The 23,029-nt window shown below is 45.1% G+C and carries 18 protein-coding genes; 5 read left to right on the top strand and 13 right to left on the bottom strand.

Annotation, left to right across the window (positions count from 1 at the left end; translation table 11 throughout):
* Positions 1 to 136 precede the first annotated feature (136 nt).
* The gene (locus tag MC7420_RS08595; protein ID WP_006099860.1) at positions 137 to 670 is read right to left on the bottom strand and encodes a Mov34/MPN/PAD-1 family protein; all 534 of its coding nucleotides are present in this window, start codon (positions 668 to 670) and stop codon (positions 137 to 139) included.
* A 349-nt stretch (positions 671 to 1,019) separates the two neighbouring features.
* Here MC7420_RS08595 and MC7420_RS08590 point away from each other — a divergent pair, with 349 nt between their 5' ends.
* The 4 genes from MC7420_RS08590 (at position 1,020) to MC7420_RS08570 (ending at position 6,087) form a co-directional block, all read left to right on the top strand.
* A complete protein-coding gene (locus MC7420_RS08590; RefSeq protein WP_006099862.1) occupies positions 1,020 to 2,375 on the top strand; it encodes a P-loop NTPase fold protein in 1,356 nt (451 codons plus the stop codon).
* Positions 2,323 to 4,467 (top strand): tetratricopeptide repeat protein, encoded by a 2,145-nt coding sequence (locus MC7420_RS08585; protein WP_044205892.1) that lies wholly within the window; start codon positions 2,323 to 2,325, stop codon positions 4,465 to 4,467. Before MC7420_RS08590 ends, MC7420_RS08585 begins: the two co-directional genes overlap by 53 nt.
* 380 nt (positions 4,468 to 4,847) lie before the next feature.
* The gene (locus MC7420_RS08575) at positions 4,848 to 5,447 is read left to right on the top strand and encodes a hypothetical protein (RefSeq protein ID WP_006099658.1); all 600 of its coding nucleotides are present in this window, start codon (positions 4,848 to 4,850) and stop codon (positions 5,445 to 5,447) included.
* A 34-nt stretch (positions 5,448 to 5,481) separates the two neighbouring features.
* On the top strand, positions 5,482 to 6,087 hold the full coding sequence (locus MC7420_RS08570; RefSeq protein ID WP_006099981.1) for a hypothetical protein: 606 nt from the start codon (positions 5,482 to 5,484) through the stop codon (positions 6,085 to 6,087).
* A gap of 13 nt (positions 6,088 to 6,100) precedes the next feature.
* Here MC7420_RS08570 and MC7420_RS08565 read toward each other — a convergent pair whose 3' ends face one another.
* The 7 genes from MC7420_RS08565 to kaiC all read right to left on the bottom strand — a co-directional run bounded on the left by MC7420_RS08565 (position 6,101) and on the right by kaiC (position 16,050).
* Positions 6,101 to 7,675 (bottom strand): ATP-binding response regulator, encoded by a 1,575-nt coding sequence (locus MC7420_RS08565; protein WP_006099944.1) that lies wholly within the window; start codon positions 7,673 to 7,675, stop codon positions 6,101 to 6,103.
* A gap of 23 nt (positions 7,676 to 7,698) precedes the next feature.
* Complete coding sequence (locus MC7420_RS08560; RefSeq protein ID WP_006099984.1) at positions 7,699 to 9,216, bottom strand: diguanylate cyclase; 1,518 nt, start codon at positions 9,214 to 9,216, stop codon at positions 7,699 to 7,701.
* A 422-nt stretch (positions 9,217 to 9,638) separates the two neighbouring features.
* Positions 9,639 to 9,881, bottom strand: coding sequence for a hypothetical protein (locus MC7420_RS41235; protein WP_006099719.1), 243 nt, complete (start codon positions 9,879 to 9,881; stop codon positions 9,639 to 9,641).
* 44 nt (positions 9,882 to 9,925) lie between these two features.
* Positions 9,926 to 13,558: a PAS domain S-box protein gene (locus MC7420_RS34990; RefSeq protein ID WP_006099772.1), complete on the bottom strand. Its 3,633-nt coding sequence runs from the start codon at positions 13,556 to 13,558 to the stop codon at positions 9,926 to 9,928.
* A gap of 21 nt (positions 13,559 to 13,579) precedes the next feature.
* Positions 13,580 to 13,924: a circadian clock KaiB family protein gene (locus MC7420_RS08550; RefSeq protein WP_006099669.1), complete on the bottom strand. Its 345-nt coding sequence runs from the start codon at positions 13,922 to 13,924 to the stop codon at positions 13,580 to 13,582.
* Positions 13,925 to 13,968: 44 nt separating this feature from the next.
* Positions 13,969 to 14,289: a circadian clock protein KaiB gene (kaiB, locus tag MC7420_RS08545; protein WP_006099739.1), complete on the bottom strand. Its 321-nt coding sequence runs from the start codon at positions 14,287 to 14,289 to the stop codon at positions 13,969 to 13,971.
* A gap of 48 nt (positions 14,290 to 14,337) precedes the next feature.
* On the bottom strand, positions 14,338 to 16,050 hold the full coding sequence (kaiC, locus tag MC7420_RS08540) for a circadian clock protein KaiC (RefSeq protein ID WP_006099703.1): 1,713 nt from the start codon (positions 16,048 to 16,050) through the stop codon (positions 14,338 to 14,340).
* A 96-nt stretch (positions 16,051 to 16,146) separates the two neighbouring features.
* Between kaiC and MC7420_RS42345 the strand changes: the two genes are divergently transcribed.
* Positions 16,147 to 16,305, top strand: coding sequence for a hypothetical protein (locus MC7420_RS42345; protein WP_006099712.1), 159 nt, complete (start codon positions 16,147 to 16,149; stop codon positions 16,303 to 16,305).
* A gap of 100 nt (positions 16,306 to 16,405) precedes the next feature.
* On the opposite strand, the gene MC7420_RS08535 is transcribed toward MC7420_RS42345, so the two are convergent.
* The 5 genes from MC7420_RS08535 to MC7420_RS08515 all read right to left on the bottom strand — a co-directional run bounded on the left by MC7420_RS08535 (position 16,406) and on the right by MC7420_RS08515 (position 22,993).
* A complete protein-coding gene (locus MC7420_RS08535; RefSeq protein WP_006099768.1) occupies positions 16,406 to 18,196 on the bottom strand; it encodes an AAA-like domain-containing protein in 1,791 nt (596 codons plus the stop codon).
* Between the two features lie 243 nt (positions 18,197 to 18,439).
* Positions 18,440 to 19,195, bottom strand: a complete 756-nt coding sequence (locus MC7420_RS08530) for an LEVG family PEP-CTERM protein (RefSeq protein WP_006099847.1) — start codon at positions 19,193 to 19,195, stop codon at positions 18,440 to 18,442.
* Between the two features lie 426 nt (positions 19,196 to 19,621).
* Positions 19,622 to 21,127: a pentapeptide repeat-containing protein gene (locus MC7420_RS08525; RefSeq protein WP_044205882.1), complete on the bottom strand. Its 1,506-nt coding sequence runs from the start codon at positions 21,125 to 21,127 to the stop codon at positions 19,622 to 19,624.
* A 265-nt stretch (positions 21,128 to 21,392) separates the two neighbouring features.
* Positions 21,393 to 21,971, bottom strand: coding sequence for a general stress protein (locus MC7420_RS08520; RefSeq protein ID WP_006099857.1), 579 nt, complete (start codon positions 21,969 to 21,971; stop codon positions 21,393 to 21,395).
* A 263-nt stretch (positions 21,972 to 22,234) separates the two neighbouring features.
* Entirely contained in the window at positions 22,235 to 22,993 is a 759-nt protein-coding gene (locus tag MC7420_RS08515) for a HEAT repeat domain-containing protein (RefSeq protein WP_006099865.1), read from the bottom strand.
* Positions 22,994 to 23,029: the final 36 nt, after the last annotated feature.

The raw sequence follows: 23,029 nt of genomic DNA, 5'->3' as shown, positions 1-23,029 counted from the left end.
GAAGTTTTGACCCTGCACTTGGTTCGAGGGCATGGCGCGTGACCCTTAGCTTCGTTCAAGGGCATGGCATGGTGCGTGAGTTAACCTCCCCAGCTTACTCAGCTTCCCCAGCTCCCAGACGCGCCATAGCACGTCTCTACATTGCTCCCTCAGCTCCCCCTTTCCCCGGTTCCTTTACCGTGATAATTTCTTCAGGCTGAAACTGGTGATGGGGATCAAGAGTCCAGCTTCTCAGGTCAGAAGCTATACCCTGTTGAACGGAAATTATAATATACGAATAACGCTGCCATGCGATCGCCCGATCAAATTCTGAGGGAATGGCTGGATGGTCAGGATGAGAGTGATAGATCCCAATGATATCTAATCCGCGATCGCGTGAGAGCTTCTGTACCTTCAACATCACCTCTGGGGCAATGCTAAACTGATTCCGTTTCGTCCCTGACTGACGGGGTGAACCGTTTACCCCTTGAAAGGCTTCCGCCGCCTGAGTATCCCAAGCATTTTCTGTGGGAAAGACTTCCACTAGGGTTTTTACCTCCCCCTTAATTTGACCTAATAACAAACCACAACATTCTTCTGGGTAGGTGCTTTCGGCGTGAGTTTCCATCGCCTGAATCTGAGCAGGGTTAACGTTGACGATATTGGTTGGGGAATGATCTGAGTTTGACATCAATCTCAGGGAATGGGGAACAAGTATAATCTACTGGTTTTTAAAAAGGAGGAAGCCAAAGGATGCTTCGCTTTTTTTGGACGGGAGAGGGGAGCAAGAGAGTCCGGTTCCCCTTCTCCCCACGGTGGGAGAAGGGGTTAGGGGATGAGGGGGAAAATGTCAAGAAGTAGATAGCCCCAGTTTAAAACCTTGCCAGCATTGACTTTCACCTTAAGTTGACACCAATGACCCTAATCCATCGTGGTGGAGGATGCTTAGAGCGTCGTGGCACAGATTCCCCACACCCCTTAATCGGTGACTCGTCTCAACTATAATCAGGATTCAGGCGATCGCTATTTTCTCAACTCTGATGACTCAATCTGATTATCCCCGCGCCAATACCCTGAAAGCTGCGTTTAAAGCCTGTGACTTAGCGCCCTTGGAACCCGCAGAAATGGAGCGCTATTATGTCGATTTATCCCCGGTGCGTAAATCCTCTGCTGTGGATAGTGTTAGCACTATCTTGGACTTCCAGGAACCTGGAGAAAATACCACGATTCTGTTCACTGGACATCGTGGCTGTGGCAAAAGTACGGAATTGAAACGGATTCAACAGCGCTGGCGGGATGATTATTATGTTATCTATCTGGAAGTTAATGAGGAAACGGATATTAATGATGTTCGCTACACGGATTTATATTTAATTGTGATTAAGCAAGTCGAATTTGAACTCCGCAAACACGGCTTGTCTTTTGATGCTCAACTTCTCCAGCAGTTTGAAGCTTGGTTTAAGGATGTTACCCAAGAAACGGAGGAAACGGTAGAAAAATCAGTCAGTATTACGGGAGAAGCTAGCTTAGGTGCTGATGCACCCTTTATTGCCAAACTCTTGGTTAAGTTGCTGGCGCAAATCAAAGGCTCAAATAAGCAGAAAAAGACGATTCGTCAAACCTTGGAGAAGGATTTATCCCGACTCAAGGCGGATGTTAATCTGTTATTGGGAAATGCTTATATTAAACTGCGCCAAAAGTTCCCCGACTATAAAGGGTTACTGATTATTTTTGATAACCTGGATCGGATTCCCGTAGAGGTGGCTGACCATTTATTTCTCGATTATGCCACCCAGTTACAAGACCTGAATTGTACCCTAATTTATACCGTCCCGATTTCTGTGCTGTGTTCCCCGAAAAACCCGCTTAAACAATGGGATAGTGACCCCCATATTGTCCCGATGGTGACGATTTATGAATTTGAACGGGAACGCTGTGATTTGGACTATAAACCCGCCGGATTAGAGGCGATGGCGGGATTAATTGAACGGCGGGTTCAGGTGGAGAATGTGTTTGAATCTCGCCAGGTGTTGTTAGAGATGGCAAAAGCGAGTGGGGGTCATGTGCGCCAACTGATGCAGATGATGCGAACGGCTTGTCGTACTGCCAGTACCCGTAACCATAAGACCATTAATGGTGAGGATGTTATCTATGCAATTAAGCAACAACAGTTTGGGTTTGAACGGTTTATCCCGGATGAGCATTATCCCCTATTGGCTCACGTTTGCCTGACGAAAAACGTCAGTAAAGATGAGTTGGGTCAATTGATGCTCTTTAATGTATCTGTTCTAGAATATAACGGCGACAAACGCTGGAATTATCCTAATCCTGTGGTGAAGCAAAATGAATTCTTCCAAAAAGCCCTCGCCGCTATCCAATCGGGGCAGACAGTATGAGGAAATCGGACAGTTTTTGGCACGGAATCAAGCCGAGTTTGCCGAACTGCTGACGTTTATTGACTTTGCTGAAGACTTTACTCTGGGGTTTATTGAGGTGAATTTTCCCCCAGATCAGGATCTGCTGATTGAAGCCTTAACCCGCCATGAGGATTGTCAGGGGATTCAGTGGGTGATTCTGGAATTTGCTGATCCGAAGTTGCGCTTTCTCCGAGATGAATTGGTGCAAGAGTTGGAGAAGATTCAGCCGGAAGCGGATAAAAAGATAGTAGTAGTGATTAAGGGATTAGCGAAGTCGATTGGTGTGTTTGGAGAGCATCCCCCGGTGTTAGTGGATCTGAACTTTGTCCGCGATGCCTATAAACGCACGGTTCCCCATCCTTTACTGTTTATTCTGCCTGATTATGCAATTACTCGGTTAGCTAAATTTGCCCCGGATTTTTGGGCGTGGACATCGGGCGTTTTTCGGTTTAAAACATCTCCCCAGATGCAGGAGATGGCTATAGAACGGGCGTTTCAGCCAGCGGAGTCATTCCCTCGAATCGCCACACCAGAACAACAAGAACGAGTGGAATTACTTGAGCGTCTGTTGATGGATTATCAGCCCACGGGAGAACAGGCAACGGGGGAAAATCTGCAGCATTATACGGAGATTTTAGAACAGTTGGGTAAGGCATATCTGACTCAGCGGAAACCTGAAAAAGCTAGGGAGTATTTAGAGGCGGCGCTGAAGTTGGCGCTTCGACTTCGCTCAGCGTCAACTCTTTGCTCAACGTCAACACCAAGCGAAACCGAGGTGTCAACACCGAGCGAAGCCGAGGTGTTGAAGCCGGATGATTTAGGGTTTCAAGTCAGGATTTTTAATCAGTTAGGTGAGAGTTATCAGCAGGAACGACAATTTGATCGGGCGATTGAGTATTATCAGCAGTCGTTAACGCTATCCCGGAAAGTAGAGAATCGGCGCAGGGAAGCCACGGCATTAGTAAATTTGGGTACTGTTTATCTAGACTTAAGACAATTTCAAAAGGCAGAATACTTGTATCAGGAATGTTTAGAAATTGACCAAGATATTGATGATCGCTATTCTCAAGCTATCACCTATCACAATTTAGGATATCTTGCCCAAGAGTTACGGCAGTATGATCAAGCAAAAGATTATTATCAGCAAGCGCTGGATATTTGGATTGAATTTAACGATCGCTACTCCCAAGCTAGTACCTATGGACAATTAGGCAAACTTGCTCAAGAATTACGAGAGTATGAGCAGGCAAAGGTATACTATCAGGAAGCTTTTGATATTTGGATTGAATTTAGTGATCGCTACAATCAAGCTAAAATCTATGGGCAGTTAGGAAGGGTTGCCCAAGATTTATGGGAATATGAGCAAGCAAAAGCTTACCTGAAGCAGTCTCTGGATATTTTTATTGAATATAGCGATCACTACGCTCAAGCTCGCACTTATAACCAGTTAGGAACCGTTGCCTATCTATTACAGGAGTATGAGCAGGCAAAGAGCTACTATCAGCAGGCTTTGGATATTTTTATTAAATTTAGTGAGCGATACGCTCAAGCTATCACCTATCACAACTTAGGAATCATTGCTCAAGAATTACAAAAGTATGATCAGGCAAAGAGCTATTATCAGCAGGCTCTGGATATTAAGATTGAATTTAAAGATCGCTACTCTCAAGCTAGCACCTATCACCAGTTAGGAATGGTTGCCCTCCAGTTACGGGAGTATGAGCAGGCAAAGCTATACTATCAGCAGGCTCTGGATATTTACATTGAATTTAGCGATCGCTACGAACAAGCTGGCACCTATCACCAGTTAGGAATAGTTGCCCAAGAGTTAAGGGAGTATGAGCAGGCAAGGCAATACTATCAGCAGGCTCTGGATATTTTTATTGAATTTAGCGATCGCTATTCTCAAGCTGGCACCTATCACCAGTTAGGATTACTGGCAGAAGCCCAGGAAAACTACACCGAAGCGAGGGAGAATTTACAGACAGCCTTAGACCTATTCCTAGAGTATCAGGATGACTATTGGGCTGGTGTGACGCGAGAAATCTTAGAACGAATATCACAGAATTAAGATTAATGCTGGCAAGGTTTTCAGCTATGTCTATCTACTCCTTGACATTTTCCCCCTCATCCCCTAACCCCTTCTCCCAACCCCCCTCGTTCCCCCCTGCGAGGAGGGATGACAGAGGATGCTTCGCTTTTGTTGCATGGGAGAAGGGGGATCGGATTCTCTTGCTCCCCTCTTGCTCCCCTCTCCCAAGCTTGGGAGAGGGGCTGGGGGTGAGGGCTGGCGTGGGAGAGGGGCTGGGGGTGAGGGGTTTGACGCCGTGCGCCCATTTCACCGATTTCACCGTAAAATCTATCCGACAATTGTAGCTGTGCCGAGCGACTACGCTAAACTCAATCTTGAGCAACACGAATCATAACACCATTGTTGACGGCTCTTGCATCATGACCAAACCTTTCTCCCCAAATAACCCCGCCCATACCACATTTCTCGACGAGTTTACCCGCCACACTGCTGATGCGTTACACCATCAAAACCAGGCAGTTAGTGAATCATTGAACCGCAGACAGATTCCGTCAAGCCAAGTCCGTCCTCTGGAGGAAGCCTATCACGTTTCCTTAAAACTCGGTGATAACTTGTCGCTCAACCCCATCAAAAAACAAATATTACAGCAACTTGATGCCGTTGTCTATTTTCTCCGAGATTTTCACATCGGGATACTGGGTCAGCGTACCAGTCTATTTCATCTTTATGAGGTTGAGATTCAAGTCGAATCCAATCTACGCTATCAATTAACGTTTGAATCGGGAAAACTGTTGATTCAAATCCCCTACTGGCAGATGGCAGTTTTGGATCGCTACCTGCCTTATCAGAAATTAAAGTATCGCTGGCATCGCGGCAACCATTTACCCAGGTTTTCGCCTATTCGCAAAATTTGGTGGTTAGGGACTTGCGGCTTAATAATATACCAATCAAGCTTGACTAAATTGATTAATACAGCTTTCCTAACTGGTACTTTATTTTTACGCAACTCCCTTAGTTGATCCGATTGGCGAACTACGGTATAACCTTCGTTCCATGCTGGTGTTGGCGATTCAAAAGCAAATCTTGGGAATTGACAAGCTTTTTGTAAAATTCAACTTACTGGATAACGGCAACCAAAAACATCGAGCGGTTCAAGGTGATAATCAAAACCAAACAGAACTTAAGAATCACGCGATCGCGTTCCTTAAGGCAACAGTTAAGGAAGAAAAGTTAGGTGTGAATCTCGATCTCGTACTTGAAAATCAGGATGACGCTACAATCGCGCAATTATTGGCAGTCTACAAGAAAAATTTGGCAGACATAGACCAGATGGAGGAATTAATTGAAACCGGGACATTTACCTTGCAAGAGAAGTTAAATGAAGAACAATCTCAAGTTGATATCAAAATGTTTGGCTTTGTTAATGTCGGCAACTATCATCGGATTGATGTGGCAGTCAATCTGAGTAAAGATTATCTTAAAAAATATGTGGATGTAATTCCTCGCAAAACTGATATTAAAGCCGTACAGTTTGGCTTTGTCAATGTTTACACGATAGATGATATTACCGTAAAACCAAATTTTCACGGAGCGCTGACACTCAATTTTGAAACAGCGGCGTTGGAGAGGGCTTTAAAGGAATTAGAATTAGTGCAGTAAGTGTAAGATCGCCCTAGCAGGTAGTCATTTTTCCGCCATAATCATAATACTGATCAATTAATTTCAGAATTTCCTCATAATCAAAGTTATCCGCGAGTTCCAACACCTGCGTAACAAAGGCAAGATAGTCAGAATTTAATTGTTGAAGTCGCAAAATTTGCTGCTGCACATTTTGAACGTCACCCATTTGAGCAGCTTCATACAGCAGTAGTAGTTCTGCTAGCGGCGGAACCACCAGTTCAGGTTCTGGGGATAAAGTGTTGATGATTTGATGCGACTCATCCCCAAGTTCCTGAGATAGAGTTTGGCTCTGACTATCATTAATCATAGTAAAATATGACCTGGGTAAGTTCGTTAATACATCTAAATCAAACCAAAATTTACTTCCTCGGTTAGGACAACTTTCCAGAAAAATTTTACTTCCCATAAGAACAAGGATTTTTTTGCTAATGGTCAGTCCTAACCCCGTTCCTTCTGGGCTATGTGAACTCTCCATCACTTGCTCAAAGGGTAAGAAAATTTTCTCCCGTTTTTCTGGAGTAATTCCTATCCCTGTATCTTCAATTTCAAAGCGGATATTGGCAAGAGTTTTTTGGACTTTATCCGTTTGCCTTGATGAAGTTACTTTATGGTCATTCAGTTCACAACTGTAACTCCTGACACTCACTTTTAAAGTGACACTACCTTGATGAGTAAACTTAATTGCATTAGAAAGCAGATTAATTAAAACTTGGCGCAGACGTTTTTCATCAACATATATCTCTGGGGGAAGTGAAGTTAGGGGAAAATAGGCAAATTTAAGTTTTTTCTCTTGAGCTTTGAACTTGAAGAGTTCAGCCAGATGATTTAAAAATAAACAAAAATCAATATAATCGGGGAATATTTCCAGTTTTTGAGCTTCGATTTTAGATAGGTCTAAGATATCGTTAATTAGCGTAAGCAGATGACTACCGCACTGATAAATAACGCCAAGCCCCTTCTGTTGCAAAGGAGTGCAGTCTGTAGCTTTTTGCAGCAGTTGAGCGTAACCCAAAATGCCTGTGAGAGGAGAACGGAGTTCGTGACTCATGTTAGCTAGAAACACACTTTTGGCACGGTTGGCGGCTTCAGCTTGCTCAACAGCTTGATGCAAAGCGGCTTCAGTTTGCTGGCGAATCTGAATTTCTTGAATTAGCTGTGCATTTTGCTCAACAAGTTGTTGAGAAAGTCTCTGGAGGCGCAATTGATTCTCGACTCGCGCCACGACTTCTGGGGCTTGAAAGGGTTTAGTAATGTAGTCTACACCGCCAACGGCAAAGGCTTTTAGTTTATCAGCCGTTTCATTTAAGGCACTTAAAAATATGATGGGAATTGAACCAGTGGTGGTGTCTTGTTTAAGAATCGAGCAGACTGTATAGCCATCCATCTGTGGCATTTTAATGTCGAGAAAAATTAAGTCCGGCGGGTGAGAACGAACTGTTTCTAATGCCACCTGTCCACTAATGGCTTTTCTAACTTTATAACCCTCTAACCTAAGAATTGCCGCCAAGGAGCGCAGGTTATCTATATTGTCATCTACGATTAAAAGACTCGTTTGCTTGTTTACCATAACTACCCTTTGCTCTCGTCAATTTAATTTGAAATATTGCAGTATGAATTTTCGGGAATTGAGTATTCCGCTACCGTCTGATTTCTGCCTCCTGCTTTAGCTCGATACAATGCCTGATCTGCCTGATTAATTAACCCTTCCACGTTCACTAAAGAATTAGGAATTAGGCTAGACACGCCTAAACTTAAGGTGACATATTTACTGCTCTCTGAACCGCCATGGGGAATCTTGAGAGTTTCCACGCCTTGGCGGATAGTTTCGGCAACATGAATCGCGCCTTTGGCATTGGTATTGGGTAAAATGACGGCAAATTCTTCACCGCCATAGCGGGCGACTAAATCGGCGGGACGTTTAACTAAGAGGCGGATTTTCGTGGCTACGTTTCGCAGACAATCATCGCCGGCTTGATGTCCATAGGTATCGTTATAACGCTTAAAAAAATCAATATCTCCTAAAATTAAGGAAAGGGGGAGTTGCTCTCGAAATAGTCGTTGCCATTCTCGATGAATGTATTGGTCAAATTTGCGGCGATTGGCGATTCCGGTTAAGCCATCAATAGTCACTAAATATTTGAGTTTCTGATTGGCTTCAAATAAAGCCGTTTCGACTTTAATCCGCTGCATCAATGTGCCTAACTGAGCCGCGATTAGCTGGATAAAGTCGATTAATCTCGGTTCGGATTCACTCCTGGCTTGTTTGAAAAAGACTAAAATGGCTAAGACGCGATCGCGAAACAGAATCGGTACACCGACACCCGTGTTCAAGTCAAGATTTAACCCCCCTTCCGCACAAAGACAACAGCAAGCCGATTCTGCCGAAATCTCGGTGATCCATTCCGGCTTTTTCGATACCCACACTCGCCCCGGTAGTCCAATATTCGGCGCAAACGTAGTAGTTTTTCGATGATATCTAAATAAGTCAAAGGTGGGATCGCGACTATACCATCCCCGACTACAATCCAGGAGAGTTTCTTTCGGATTAGGAATCCACGCTTCGGCAAAATCCCAATCAATAGTTTGACAAATTTTCGTTAATGTGATGGTTAGGGCAGACTGAAAATCATCGGTTTGGCTAATCCGGTGAGTCAGGGTTAATAAAAGCTGTAATTGGGCATTTTGATCTTGAAGTTGCTTCTTTTGGGCGAGGAGTTCTTGGCGTTGATGTGCAATCATCAGATTATTTTTAACGCGGATTAATACCTCTTGCGCCTGAAAGGGTTTTACAATATAATCTGACCCACCCACATTAAAGGCTTTCACCTTATCTTCTACGTCATCTAAGGCACTCAAAAAGATAACGGGAATCCTTTGAGTAGCGGCGTTGGCTTTTAGAGTTGAGCAAACGGTATAGCCATCCATTTGCTGCATTTTGACATCGAGGAGAATTAAGTCCGGCGGGTAGGAACGAATGGTTTCTAACGCCATCTTGCCACTAATAGCTTTTCTCACTTTATACCCAGCACTGATGAGGATGGCAGCCAGCGATCGCAGATTATCAGGATGGTCATCTACAATTAAGATATTCGCTTTAACCTCCAACATCGCTGCCCTCCTCCATTATAAGTAATAACTCTATTGTAGAGCCAGGTTTAGGGACAATTGTAGGGGCGGGTTTAGGGACAATTGTAGAAGCCAGGTTTAGGGACAATTGTAGAAGCCAGGTTTAGGGACAATTGTAGGGGCGGGTTTAGGGACAATTGTAGAGCCAGGTTTAGGGACAATTGTAGGGGCGGGTTTAGGGACAATTGTAGAGCCAGGTTTAGGGACAATTGTAGAGCCAGGTTTAGGGACAATTGTAGGGGCGGGTTTAGGGACAATTGTAGAGCCAGGTTTAGGGACAATTGTAGGGGCGGGTTTAGGGACAATTGTAGAGCCAGGTTTAGGGACAATTGTAGGGGCGGGTTTAGGGACAATTGTAGGGGCGGGTTTAGGGACAATTGTAGGGGCGGGTTTAGGGAATCAATTCAGCTAGTCACCGATAACGGAAAAACAAAACCCGCCCTCCTCACCGATAACGGAAAAACAAAACCCGCCCTCCTCACCGATAACGGAAAAACAAAACCCGCCCTCCTCACCGATAAATGAAAAACAAAACCCGCCCTCCTCACCGATAAATGAAAAACAAAACCCGCCCTCCTCACCGATAACGGAAAAACAAAACCCGCCCTCCTCACCGATAACGGAAAAACAAAACCCGCCCTCCTCACCGATAACGGAAAAACAAAACCCGCCCTTGTCAGAAATAACGGAACTACTTATCTGAATTAATCACAGATTGAGCTAGCTGAATAATTGGATCAAACTGGAAATTGTGAGCAAGATGGCTTAGAGTCGTGATTAGAAGCGTTTCCTCTGGCGGAATTTGTTCAATAAGCGAGAAAATTTCTTCATCATCACAAAGCTGTGCCGCTTCAGAGAGCATTTCAATCCAGGATAGGGGCATCACCGATAAACATTCAGGAGTTAACTGATTGACGTTAACCGATGTCTCTAGTTGAGTAGTTTTGGATAAGTTTGGGTGATCATCTGCATAAACATAGCGTACTCCTAAATACTCTTCCATTTTGGCAAACAACGTTTCCACTTGAAAAGGTTTGGTAACATAATCATTACAACCCGCTTCTAGTGCCGAGGCGCGATCGCTCTTGGAAGCGTAAGCCGTTAACGCGATAATAATTGGGGTTTGACTGTCTGATTGGCAACGAATCTGTTGCGTCGCCTGATAGCCATCCATGATCGGCATCCGCATATCCATCCAAATCAGATCGGGTTGCCACTGTTGCCACAATGTCAGCGCTTCCTGTCCATTTTCCACCTCGCGCACCTCTAACCCTGGAAAGGTTAACAGCTTAACCAAAATTTGGCGGTTTTCGGGTTTGTCGTCAGTAACAATAATCCGATAGCAGGGTTGATTGGGAACTAATCCAATAACTCGGCGGTGAGTATGAATGGGTTCCATATCGGATGCATCAGCCAAGTGAACCGGAATCTCAAAGCTGAACGTGCTACCTTGATTCAGTTGACTACTCACCTGAATATCACCACCCATTAATTGGACAAACTTACGGCTAATTGCTAACCCTAAACCCGTTCCTTCATTTGCCACTTTCCCGGCGTGAGTTTGGATAAAAGCATCAAATATACTTCCTAATTCCGTTGGCGCAATTCCCACACCCGTGTCGGAAACCTCAAAATGGAGATGGGAAGCCTGTAGAGACGTGCCATGGCGCGTCTGGGAAGATGGAGGAGTTATCATATCCTCGGCGTCTGAACCGTGATCATTTCCTTCTGCCTTCAAAAGTGCTACACGTAAATTAATACTGCCATTTTGCGTGAATTTAATCGCATTACTGAGCAGATTAATCAGAACTTGGCGCAATTTGTTGCTATCTGCCTGAATATAGTGAGGAACATCAGCCGCAATATTTAAGTGAAGCTGCAACCCTTTAGCCCGTGCTTTGTGTTGAAACATCTCTTGGAGCGATCGCATCAAAGCAATTAGGTCAAAACGGCTCTCTTCTACGCTAATACATCCGGCTTCGATTTTCGATAAATCCAGGACATCGTTAATTAAACTGAGTAAATGATTGCCACTCTTATTAATAATGTCTAAATTTTCTTGTTCCTCTGGCGTAATCGCTGGATCACGACTCATCACCTGGGTAAACCCCAAAATAATATTCAGCGGAGTACGCAATTCATGGCTCATATTCGCTAGGAACATACTTTTTGCCTGATTCGCGGCTTCGGCGTCGGCTTTCGCCTGTTGTAGGGATAAATCTGCCTGTTTGCGTTTAGTAATATCTCGTAAGGCAATCACATAAGCCGATTTTGAGAACCATTGAATCGGAGTTGCCTTCATTTCTGCCGTTCGCCCTATCCCACTCGATTGCATCAACTCGATTTCTGTGGTTTCTCCTAAAGGCATTCCCCACTGATAGTTCAGTAATGCGTCTGGGGTCATATCAAAAAGCTGGGCGGCGGCGGGGTTGGCAAAACAAACCTGACCCTGGCGATCGACGATCATGATTCCGTCGCAGGTAGCAGTAATGATGGTTTTGAGTCGGGTTTCACTTTGCTGGAGTTTTTCCTCAAATTGTTTGCGTTCGGTAATGTCCTGCACAAACGCGGTAAACACCACCTGATCACCTAGAGTCAGCTTGGAAATAGAGGCTTCTGCTGGAAATTCTGTGCCGTCTTTGCGGCGACCAAAAATAGCTTGGCGTTCTCCCATACGCCTTGCTTTTCCCTGAGAATGGCTGAAGGTTTTAATATGTTGGTGGTGAGCAATGGTGTAGCGATTGGGTAACAGTAAATCTAGGGGTTGACCCAACACTTCACTCACCCGATAGCCAAACATCTTTTCCGCCCCTTGATTAAATAAGATAATCCGTTGGTTAGCATCAACAGAAATAATCCCATCACTGGCAATTTCCAGAATGCCCGCAAATCGAGCCTGGGACGCCCGAAGTTCCTGTTCGGCTTGGTGACGAGTTTGCAGTTCCTGTTGCAGCGCCTTGGTGCGTTCTTCTACGCGAACTTCTAGGGTGGCGTTTGCCTGTTGCAATTCCAGTTCAGCTTGCTTACGCAGCGTCACATCCAGAGCGGTGCTAATCACCATGCGCCGCCCATCACTCAGCTTACCCAAGGGGGCGGAAGAGAAATCCCAGATGCGAGTGGAGCCATTACGAGTGATAATGGTATATTCGCCTTCGCCAATGGGTTGATCGAGGTGATATAACTGATCAATATTTTCCTGAACTAACCCTTGGCGAGTACCGTAGGCTTTTTGAGTCCAATCTGCGATCGTGGGAATGTCTTGATGGGTGTAACCCGTGAGTTCTGTCCAAGCTTGGTTAATCTGCAACACTTCGCCATCTTCAGCATGGAGCATAATCGGTATAGGTGAATAGAGGACGGCACGACGAAAGCGTTCCTGACTCTCTTGCAGCGCTTGTTCTGACTGTTTACGAGCGGTAATATTCGTCAGCGTCACCACACACCCTTGGATCTGGTTTTTGGAGTTCAACAACGCCCGCCCACTCAGGAGTAGATGGAATTGTTGCCCATCCTCTCGCCCAAAAACGACTTCAATCCCTTGGAAGATTTCCCCATTCAGAATTGTGGCAATGGAAAAGGGGTGTCCTGAGGTTGGGGATGGTGAGGAGATTGTATGATTATCTTCCCGAATAGTAGATGAGCTAAACATCAGCGGAAAAATCTGATCAAATGGCTGAAGTATGGGATTTTGACCACAAAGTTCCTGGGTAGCCATACTGGTGCGGATAATAGTTCCCCTTTGATCACAGACGACAATCGCGTCAGCCACTTGCTCGAAAATAGAACGCGCCAGCTTTTCAGCGGCAACTATTTTTTTTTGTCGTTTATTTTCAGTTAAATCCGTTACAATTAAACAATTAACTTTGACCCCCTCCATCATCAATGGACTGACCGATAGCTCCACAGGAATCTCTGTCTGATCACTGGCAATGAGGTAGAATTCCCTGTGACTATATCCGGCTTTATCTTTCTGCAATAGGGATTGGAAGAAGGGGACTTCGACCGGGTTAAGGTATTGTTTAAAGTTAGAGCCAATAACCGTTTCTAAATTTCTTTGCAAAAGATCGGCTAAACGGCGATTACAATAGAGCAGCATTCCATCAGATGTCACCGTAGCTGCCCCTTCTTGCATTTGTTCCACAAAGAGTCGATAAGGTTCATCGGCACTCTGTAAGGTAAAAATCTGGTCACCTGCGGGTCCTGATACGACTAATGCATCCACCTCACCCTGGCGAATTGCCTGCAATGTTTCTTCCGCGACACTCAGGCGATCGCGTAAGTCTTGAAGTTCTTGTTCTAATTCCTCCCGTGTTTTTTCTGCCATCGATTTCAACGTAATTTATAGCTAATCATTTTTCGGCACAATATCTAGCCCCACCATAATTTTTTCTGTCTGGGACATATCGCCAATAATCCGTTGTAATGGCAGGGGCAGTGTTTTAATTAGGGTAGGTGTGGCAAAAATCTGTGCTTGCTTAACCAATTCCGGTTGTTGATAAATATCGATAACCTCCAAGGTGTATCGTTCGGGAAGATAGTCTTCACAGATATGTTTGATCATTTCAATGGCACGGATCGATTTTAACGTTGTTCCAGAAATATACAAGTGGAGACAGTAATGGGTTGTGTTGCTTTGAGTTAGGGCTTTTTCAAAGGCTTCTGTCGAACTTTTTAGGTTTTCTTTTTTCATTGTTTTATCCTATTTTTTAATGAAATCAATTAACACTATGTCTGCTAAATTGCTTCGGAGTCTCGACGCAAATCGAGTCCTACCAAAACCTTTTCAGTATTGGATAAATCGCCAATAATTTGTTTGAGTGGCGGTGGCAGTTTCCGCACCAATGTCGGAATCGCCACAATTTTGTCTCCTTTGGCAAGTTGAGGATTTTCGAGTAGATCAATCACTTCGATATGATATTGACCATTCAGGTGTTCCTCGCAAATTTTTTTCAAATTAGCAAATGCTTTAATTGATTTCGGGGTTTGCCCTGCTACATAGAGGCGCAATTGCCAAAATCCTGATGCCTGATTGCTAATTTCTTGTAGAGTTTCCATACTTAAAAACACTGGGTAGTTGATACTTGAGAGATTAACCACAGACGTCTACTCATTGCCCTGAATGAAATCCGCCTGACGAAGCTGCGCGATCGCGACTCGGTTTTGCTGTAGATTATCTTGGTGGGATTGCTCCTCCTGCATCATCTCTTCAATATTTTCCTCTTCCCGTTCCAGTTGCGCTTGCAAGGCGGTGATTTGGGAGTGGATAATCGCTTTCTGGCGGGCAAAATTGCGGCGTTTGCGCTCAAATTCCTGTTTTCGAGTCAACTTCACGGCTTTTTCTTTTTCCGCTTGAATCCTTCGCGCCGTACCCGTCAGCACTATCCCTTCTCCTAAATAGACATCGACTAACTCGACTCCCTGCTTGGTTAATTTCAATTCCCGCACCTGATTGGAGTGTTCCATCCCACGAGATTTGAGGATAAAAAATACACGATTGCGTTCGCCATTACTCTCCACAAAACGCACCTCCAACCACGTATCCATTAACGAGGAAACGCCGATCTCCGTCTGCTCAACAAGCATCCCCCCTTGGATTAAATTCGTCAAAAACACCGTAATTTGTTGGGACTTTAGCAGATCAATCAGACGGAAGAGAAACGCTTTTGCCTGTAAGAGAGTACCGCCCATCGTCAGATTACTCATCGGGTCAATAATCACAACCGTGGGCTGAAACGCTTTAATTAAACTGTGGATTTGTACCAGGTGCATTTCTAAGCCATAAGCCGTTGGACGTCTCGCCTGAAACCGTAACAAGCCTTGGTTGACAAATTCCGGTAAATTAATGCCAACCGATTGCATATTGCGGATAATTTGCTGCGGGGCTTCTTCAAAGGCAAAATAGAGACAGCGTTCACCCCGCCGACAAGTGGCTTCAGCAAAATGTGCCGCCAACGTCGTTTTCCCCGTTCCCGCTGTCCCTGTGATCAGAATACTGCTACCACGAAAATATCCCTCCCCTCCCAGCATAGTGTCGAGGCGTTCAATCCCACTCGATATCCGTTCGTGGGTTACGGTATGATCTAATCCCACGGATGTAATTGGCAATACAGTAATCCCGTCTGAATTAATCAGAAAGGGATAGTCATTTGTCCCGTGACTAGACCCCCGGTACTTGACAATTTGCAATTTACGGGTTGAAATATCTTCGTAGAGACGGTGATCGAGGCGAATCACGCAATCAGAAACATACTCTTCGATGCCATAACGAGTCAGAGAGTTCTCCCCTTTTTCCCCGGTAACAATTGCCGTAACCCCTTTCGTTTTCAACCAGCGAAATAACCGCCGCAACTCTGCCCGGACAATCGCGGTATTGGACAAGCCAGAAAACAGCACTTCAACAGTATCCAGGACAACTCGCTTGGCACCGATGGCATCAATGGCACTACCGAGGCGAATAAATAAAGCTTCTAAATCATAGTCCCCAGTTTCTTCAATCTCCTGCGGGTCAATATAAACATAATCAATCGAGAGTTTTTCTGTTGCCGTCAATTCGTCCAAATCCCAACCCAAAGAGGCGACATTTTGGGTCAATTCTGCCGCCGTTTCTTCAAACGCCATGAACACAGCCGATTCTGAGTAGTCCAGGATACCCCTTACTATAAACTCCATCCCCATTAACGTCTTTCCACACCCGGCTGTTCCACAAATCAGAGTTGTTCGTCCTAACGGCAATCCGCCATCAGTAATTTCGTCTAATCCTTTGATCCCGGTTGGGCATTTGCGAAGTTGATTTTTGGCTAATGTGGTTTTTGACATGGATTGCCCTTCCTCAGAATTTGGTTAGTCGTGGACTGGTGAAAATGAGCCACCCTTATCCATCCCCTCATCTTATCGGGAAAAAATGAGGAATTTATGACGATTGGAGGCAGGGGGATTTACGTCATGGTGGTTAAATCGGGCGCACGTCGGTCTTATGTGTCAACTACAGGCGAGAAAATCAATGCTGGTAAGGTTTTAAGAACTTTCGGCACCATTGTAGAGACGCGCCATGGCGCGTCTCTACATAAATGATATGTCCTAACCGCTATGGCGGTTGCTATAGATCGGGAGCATCCCATTTTCTCTCTTTTCCAAAATTCGGTTGGCGAATAGAATCACCTGTTCCCCACACTTACGCCAAGCGATCGCGAAAATATTTCTGGTACAATTGACACCGAGGCGTGCAATCATTACCAAAGAGTTTTACCAGTCCCATACTGTTTAATTTAAACGCCTGTTGCGAGGGTAAACGGACTGGCGTCGATGCCATTACTATGGCTTTCATCGCGTCCAATAATTCCGGATAGGTTTGCAAATTCCACAAATGGCGGCGCAAATGATCACTATAAATTCCTGCTTCCGTGGGCGCGGTTTGCTGGATGTCCTCTAATGTCATATCCTGACGGGCAATATGATAAAGTGCCAGTCTCACCAAATAAGGATGTCCACCAACTAAGGTAACCAGAGAATCTACCGTTTCAATCGACCATTCTAATCCATGGCGTCTGGCTAACTCCATCACCTGTTGTTGATTAAACTCTGGCAATTCAATCGGTAATCCTACATTAAAGGGCGATTTATTCATATCCAAGGGAACATATACTTCCGTAGAATGTACCACCACTAACCGGAATTTCTGCCAAATCTCGCGCCGTTTCGCTTCCTCATGCAATGCCCGTAATAACCCGAAAAAGTCATCGGCAATTTCCGGAGAGGCAAAGAGGCGATCCACTTCATCTAATCCTAATGTCAATGAGGTGGAAATATGGGGAAGTAAATACTGTTCAAAATAGGCTTTACAGCTTTGATTGCTGCCAATCATATCCGCTAACTGGGCATATTTTGCCAGTTGTTCGGGATCGAGTCGCCCCAAGGCTAAACTGACACTGGCACAAAACCATTCTAAGAATGTATTAGAATTCGCTAATATCCGCTGATTTGCCAGTTGTAAACTTAAAGCCACAGTTTGAGATCCCTGCTGTTCAGCATGACGCAGAATTCGCGCCATCAAAGAGGTTTTTCCCATTTGTCGGGGGGCTTTGATTCGGATTAATGCCCCCGGTCGAGTTATGGTTTCATAACAAACCGATTCAATGGGCGGGCGATTAATGTAAAAGGTAGAGTCAAGATCGACTTGCCCTTCGGGTAATTCTGGTGCAGCGACAGGGAGAGGCGCATGAAGTGATGTATTTTTCTGTGTTTGGGGAGTCAGTTTACTCCAAGAAATCGCCAATTGATGATCCGTTGGCAAAGCGGTGCGCCCTTGGCTGAGAACCTGGAGAACTTCTGAGGCGAGAATCGTCGGATCATCATGACAACGCCAGTGCCAGGGTTGAGTGCCTTGGAGATAGCCAAGTAAATCAAAAGGTAAGGGGGTACTGATACCATTTCCATTCTGACAAACGTCCACTAAAATGGGCAAAATTGCGGGTTTTTGGGGCGTGATGTGGTGTAACGTCTTAGCCAGCCGAACTTGTTCGAGTACCATTTCGCTAACGGCGGTGGTTTGGGATAATAGCAGCAGCAAGTAATCGGATAGCTTTAAGTAGTTATCCAGGGCAGTATTTTGCTGCGCCAAAAAAACGTCATGACCCGCTTGACAAATTGCCTGTTGTATTGTTTGTGTCAGATTAAAATGGGGCGGGTATCCACTCATCAGCACTTTTGCTCTGATTTCCCGTACCTCCAAAGCGGGAGATGGAGTCTCTAAATCAGCGATATCTCGCCATTCCTGCCCTAATGCGGCGCAAAGTTCCACGAAATTGATATAATCCACGGGTTTGCCGTTGAGGAAGTTGCTCACGGTGGATTGGGAGATACTCAAGGCTTCCGCCAAAAGCTTCTGACTGGGAAAGCCATTCCGCAAGAGGGACGATTTAACGCGGGAAACGGAGTGAGAGTGAACTTGGAGCGATCGCGGCATTGTTTAAACCAGCTTATGATCCTGCATTGATCATAAATGCCAGTCCCGGTAAAAGTCGATATGAGCCACTGTTTGCGGATTTTTGGGGAGGGATGCGATCGCAAAGCTAATAGAACACGGCTTTAACTGCCCCAGCCCTACCTGACAGTCAAACTAGGAAAACGAAAAAAACGATACTCTAAGGAAAAGTACTTTTCCCTAGAGTAGATTGTTGCTAAGAACTCTTGTCCTAGTTTTCAGAGACTACGACAAATTCTTGTTGCGCTTGCGTAAACCTAAAGCACCCATCAACCCTAACGCACCTAAACCCAGAGTAGTTGCCGGTTCGGGTATATCTGCAGTTGTCTCTAGCTGGAAGTCAACGCCATCACCCGATTTACCGACCATTGGATTATCTTGACCCAATTTTAGTGTGATGAAGCTTACATCTTTCCAGATTTGGTACGAGATATTACCATCGGGACCTGGAATAATAGGATTAGAACCTGCATCTAATACCCCGTCAGTGTCCAGAACACCGCCAAAATCAGGAACTCCTGTTGTACCACTCGACTCTGTGTCGAAATAGGCAATTTTCAGTTCAGGAAGCACTTCCGTAAATTTGAACTTGAAAGTTCCGACTTCTAATTGTCCTTGTTCTTCCTCCAGTTCTGAGGGACGGAACCACAAGCCTCCTGGAACAGTTCCTGCGTCTCCTGCTTGGAATTGTACGCCACCGTACTTATTCGCCGTTGTTAAGTCGTCAACAAATAGACGGCTGAAAGTGCCATCTGGATTAGCTAAACTCTCTACACTTTGGATTAGGTCATCAAGTGTAACTAATGGACCAATAGCAGTAAAACCCGGATTTGTGAGTTTAACCTCGCCTTCCGCCGACGGAACTAACGAAAGGGCTGAAGCCGATGGCGCCATAAACCCTGTAGCTACAGTAGCCGCAGCGACGAGTGAGGCAATTGCACCAGTATGGCGGAAAATAGTGGAAATTTTTTGAGTATTCATGAAAATGATCTCCTTTTGTTGTTGCACTAGATTGACTTGAAATGTTACAGGACTAAAACTCAAGAATATTGTTGGTGAATAGGGGGACAGTCCTCAATTAGCGGAAGGCGGAGAAAAATATGTCGTTGTTTCTACTAAACTTGACTATATTTTTTAAGGTGAGTGAGCTTACCTCTAGGTGACCAACAGCACATTCTGAGTCTAAACAGGTCGGTTTTTATCTGGCTATAATTTAATTCTAAGGGCAAACCTGTTCAGTGATAGCCTGTCATCAATATTTTCATTGAATCTTTAACTATTCCTCCTACTATTTGGCTTTATTGTCAAGCTTGTATAAAGTTTAGGATGGATTGCTCATGATGCTAGACTTATAGCAATAAAAATTTATATTTATTAGGTACACAGCTCATTTTAAATTAAGAATTGTTAATGTATTGTCTGATACTCTTCTAACGCTGCCAGCAGTACATTGACTAAAGGATGATCAATCAATTCTTTTAATACCTCAGTCTGCACGCCTTTTAAGCCTTCAACGACTGAAGCTTTCAGCATCGGATTCTGCTCAATCCTCTCTAGCACCTCAATAACCACCCGTTGTTTTTCCAGAGGCGTATTCGTGGGATAGGTTTGATCGAGCTGCTGGAGTAACTTTTGAATTTTGGTTGCGGTATCGGTCAGTCGTTGCTTTTGTTCTAGAGTATAAGCAGGTGCGATCGCAGAATTTCCAGAGGGACAATTTTCCATGGACTCACCCTGATTAGACGGGTAAGGCGTGAGGGGTTCAACTAACCGTCTTGCCTCTACATTAATCGTTTGAGCAGGATTCACGGTTTTCTCCGCCAACCGTTGCAGAATCTCGGTTAAGTTGGCACTCTGCTGACGATAGGTAGCCACTTGCTCATATTTCACCTGTAACTGATAACGATAGTCTTTATCAATCACCTCAAGTTGGGCATCGTACTCACGATTAAGGAAATGCTCAACCTCCAACCGATTGGCATCGATAGGAATGGCAATCCGGATGGTTAATACCCCATCAGGGCGATTTTCTAAGGATTGAATCGTGAGGATGTTACTCCCATCCTGGACTTGACAGGCTTGGAAAGCGGCAAAGAACGCTTGCCAATCAATACCATTGCGGAACGTTAAATTAACCGTTTCTAAGGGAACTTGAAAAACCCTAGTGAATTCTCCCGGGGCAAATGTTCCCTGATGGGGACAGCGTTCGTGTTGATTTGTTTGTAAGTAAACATACTCACAAATCACCTCGGCTAAATTTGTCCCGCTATTGATGTGCCAGTCTTCCAGACAGGCGGCGGTGAATATGGCTTGGTGAAAATCGGTGTTGAAGGCTTTGCAGCGTTGTAAGTTGACGCCCCGCAGATTGGCTTGACTACAATTAGCACCCTTGAGATTCGTCCCCCTCAGGTTTGCACCAACAAGGTGGGCACCACTGAGATTCGCCCCACTCAGATTCGCCCCACTCAGATTGGTTCCACTCAGTTTAGCGCCAATCAATTTTGCCCCCACTAAATCAGCACCACTGAGGTTGGCTTTAGTCAAATCAGCACCACTAAGATAGATGTTATTCAGGTTCGCACCAATGAGATTGGCACTAATTAAGTCAGCATTTCTCAGATCGGCTGCTGTGAGGTTTGCACCGATCAAATCCGCCTCACTCAAATATGCCTCACTCAAATATGCTTCACTCAGGTTTGCGCCAATCAGATCCGCTTTACTCAAATCTGCCTGACTTAGATTTGCCCGACTCAAATCAACGCCACTGAGTTTCGCCCCTTGGATGGCAACGCCCTTACCCGTAGCAAAGCTGAGATTGGGTCGGATATCCGGGTGGTGCGCTTTCCACGCATTCCATACCTCCACCCCTTGCCTGAGTAAGGCAAGATAGTCTTCATTCGTCTGTGGAGACATAAAATCGTTAGACAAGTTCCGCTTTACACATCCGTTACAGATAGAAGAAACACACTTAACTGAAATGCTTCCATAATAAGGGTTTGATGAATGGGTTGCCTAGAACTATAAACCAGGACGTCTCATCAGTAATGAAATGATGGAAATCCCCAACCTCAATCGACCATTGGGAGAGAGGTTGGGGAGGATATCAAAAAACAAACGGCGAGGACTTATCCCCACCATTTCTTAAATCTTATCGGATGAACATTGTCCATCCTTATACCTATACCCTGGTACCCATCTGAGGATTGGTATTGACGCCAGGTGCATTATAGATAGCCCAATCCTGAATTCCTCGATTTTGGAAAATGGGTTGCATATTCAGGATCTCGGTTTCTGTACCCTCTACAATCACCACGTAATCGCCGACGGAAACTCGTTCATCATAATGTTTAGCAGCATCTTCGGGGATTCCCCAACCAATCAAGGCACCAACTAAACCACCACCAGCGCCACCAATAACACCTCCTAAGAGGGTATTCGCTAAAACAATTCCTAATTCTGTAGCTGCACCGACTCCAGGAATTGCTAATACGCCTAGACCACCAATTAAACCGAGGAAACCGCCTACCGTACCGCCAGCAGCGGCACCTGCTTTTGCGCCTTTTCCCGCCTGGTTGCCACCGCTTTTATGGAGATCCGTACCGCCAATTTTCTCATTGAGGCTAGCGTCTTTAGCAATCACGGAAACTCGATCCAGATCGAATCCCCTATCTCTGAGTTCCATGAGCGCATTTTCTGCCTGTTGACGACTAGGAAAGACGCCAATTGCATGTCTTAATTGTGATTGTGCTACAGCCATATTTTTTCTCCCTATACTTCAAAACCGATCAACCTGTCAGAATGCAGGACTCGGATTATTGTTGCGTTTTTATTCACCTTTCTATTTTGGTAAGAGAACACAAAAAGTTCATCAGTCTGTAGAGAGAAGCTGTTGATAGGCAATAGGGAATAGAGAGCTGAGGGAGATGGGGAAGCAGGGGAAGCAGGGGAAGCAGGGGAAGCAGGGGAAGCGAGTATGACGAATGACGAATGACATAAGACGAATGACATAAGACAAATCCCCTAAAACAATCCGTCTAGCTCAATTTCCTCAATCATCTGTAAGGCACGGGGATCGCCCACTCTCAACAGAGCCGCTTTAGCATCTTCCCGCACGCCCATATCTTCATCTTCGGCAAAGGCTTCAATTAAACCGTCAACTGCACCTGCATAGATAGCATTCGAGGGGAGTTCTCGACAAAGCTGCCCTAATGACCAAGCACAGTTACTGCGTACTGCTGCCATGGGGTCTTGCTTTAAGGCAGTAATTAATGGGGGAACACAGGCGACGATATCCTCATAGTCTAGCTTTGCCATCTGTGCCAGGGAACTTGCTGCCCACAAACGCACGGCAGAGATATCTGTACATAAGGCATCAATCAAGCTGGGCAATGCTTTGCGATCGCGGCAATTACCTAATGCCCAAACGACCCCTTTACGCACATACCCATTCCAATCCCGGTTCAGTTGCTCTATTAAAGGATCGACGGCTGTTGGATCAGGATTGCGTCCTAATGCATAAGCCGCACTCACCCGTACCAACGGACAGACATCGTTTAACAAATTAATCAGATGGGGAATTGCCCGTTCATCTTGAAGTTCACAAAAAGCCCGCGCCGCCAGCATCCGTTGGGGCGTTTCTGGGGCGGTTAGCAGAGCCAGCATCGCTTCTGGATCGGGTTGAGTCGCTTCTGCGTGGTCATCAATTGGCTCGATTTCATCCAGAGGGCTGTCTAGCTCACCTGCCGCCTCGATTAATCTTAGCTCGTTATTATCATACATATTTAAAAAAATATCTTATTCAGCGGTTATTTGTCC

The organism is Coleofasciculus chthonoplastes PCC 7420 (assembly GCF_000155555.1).
Taxonomy (GTDB): domain Bacteria; phylum Cyanobacteriota; class Cyanobacteriia; order Cyanobacteriales; family Coleofasciculaceae; genus Coleofasciculus; species Coleofasciculus chthonoplastes_A.
The sequence above is the reverse complement of the archived record's forward strand: the minus strand, read 5'-3'. Positions and strand labels throughout refer to the sequence as shown.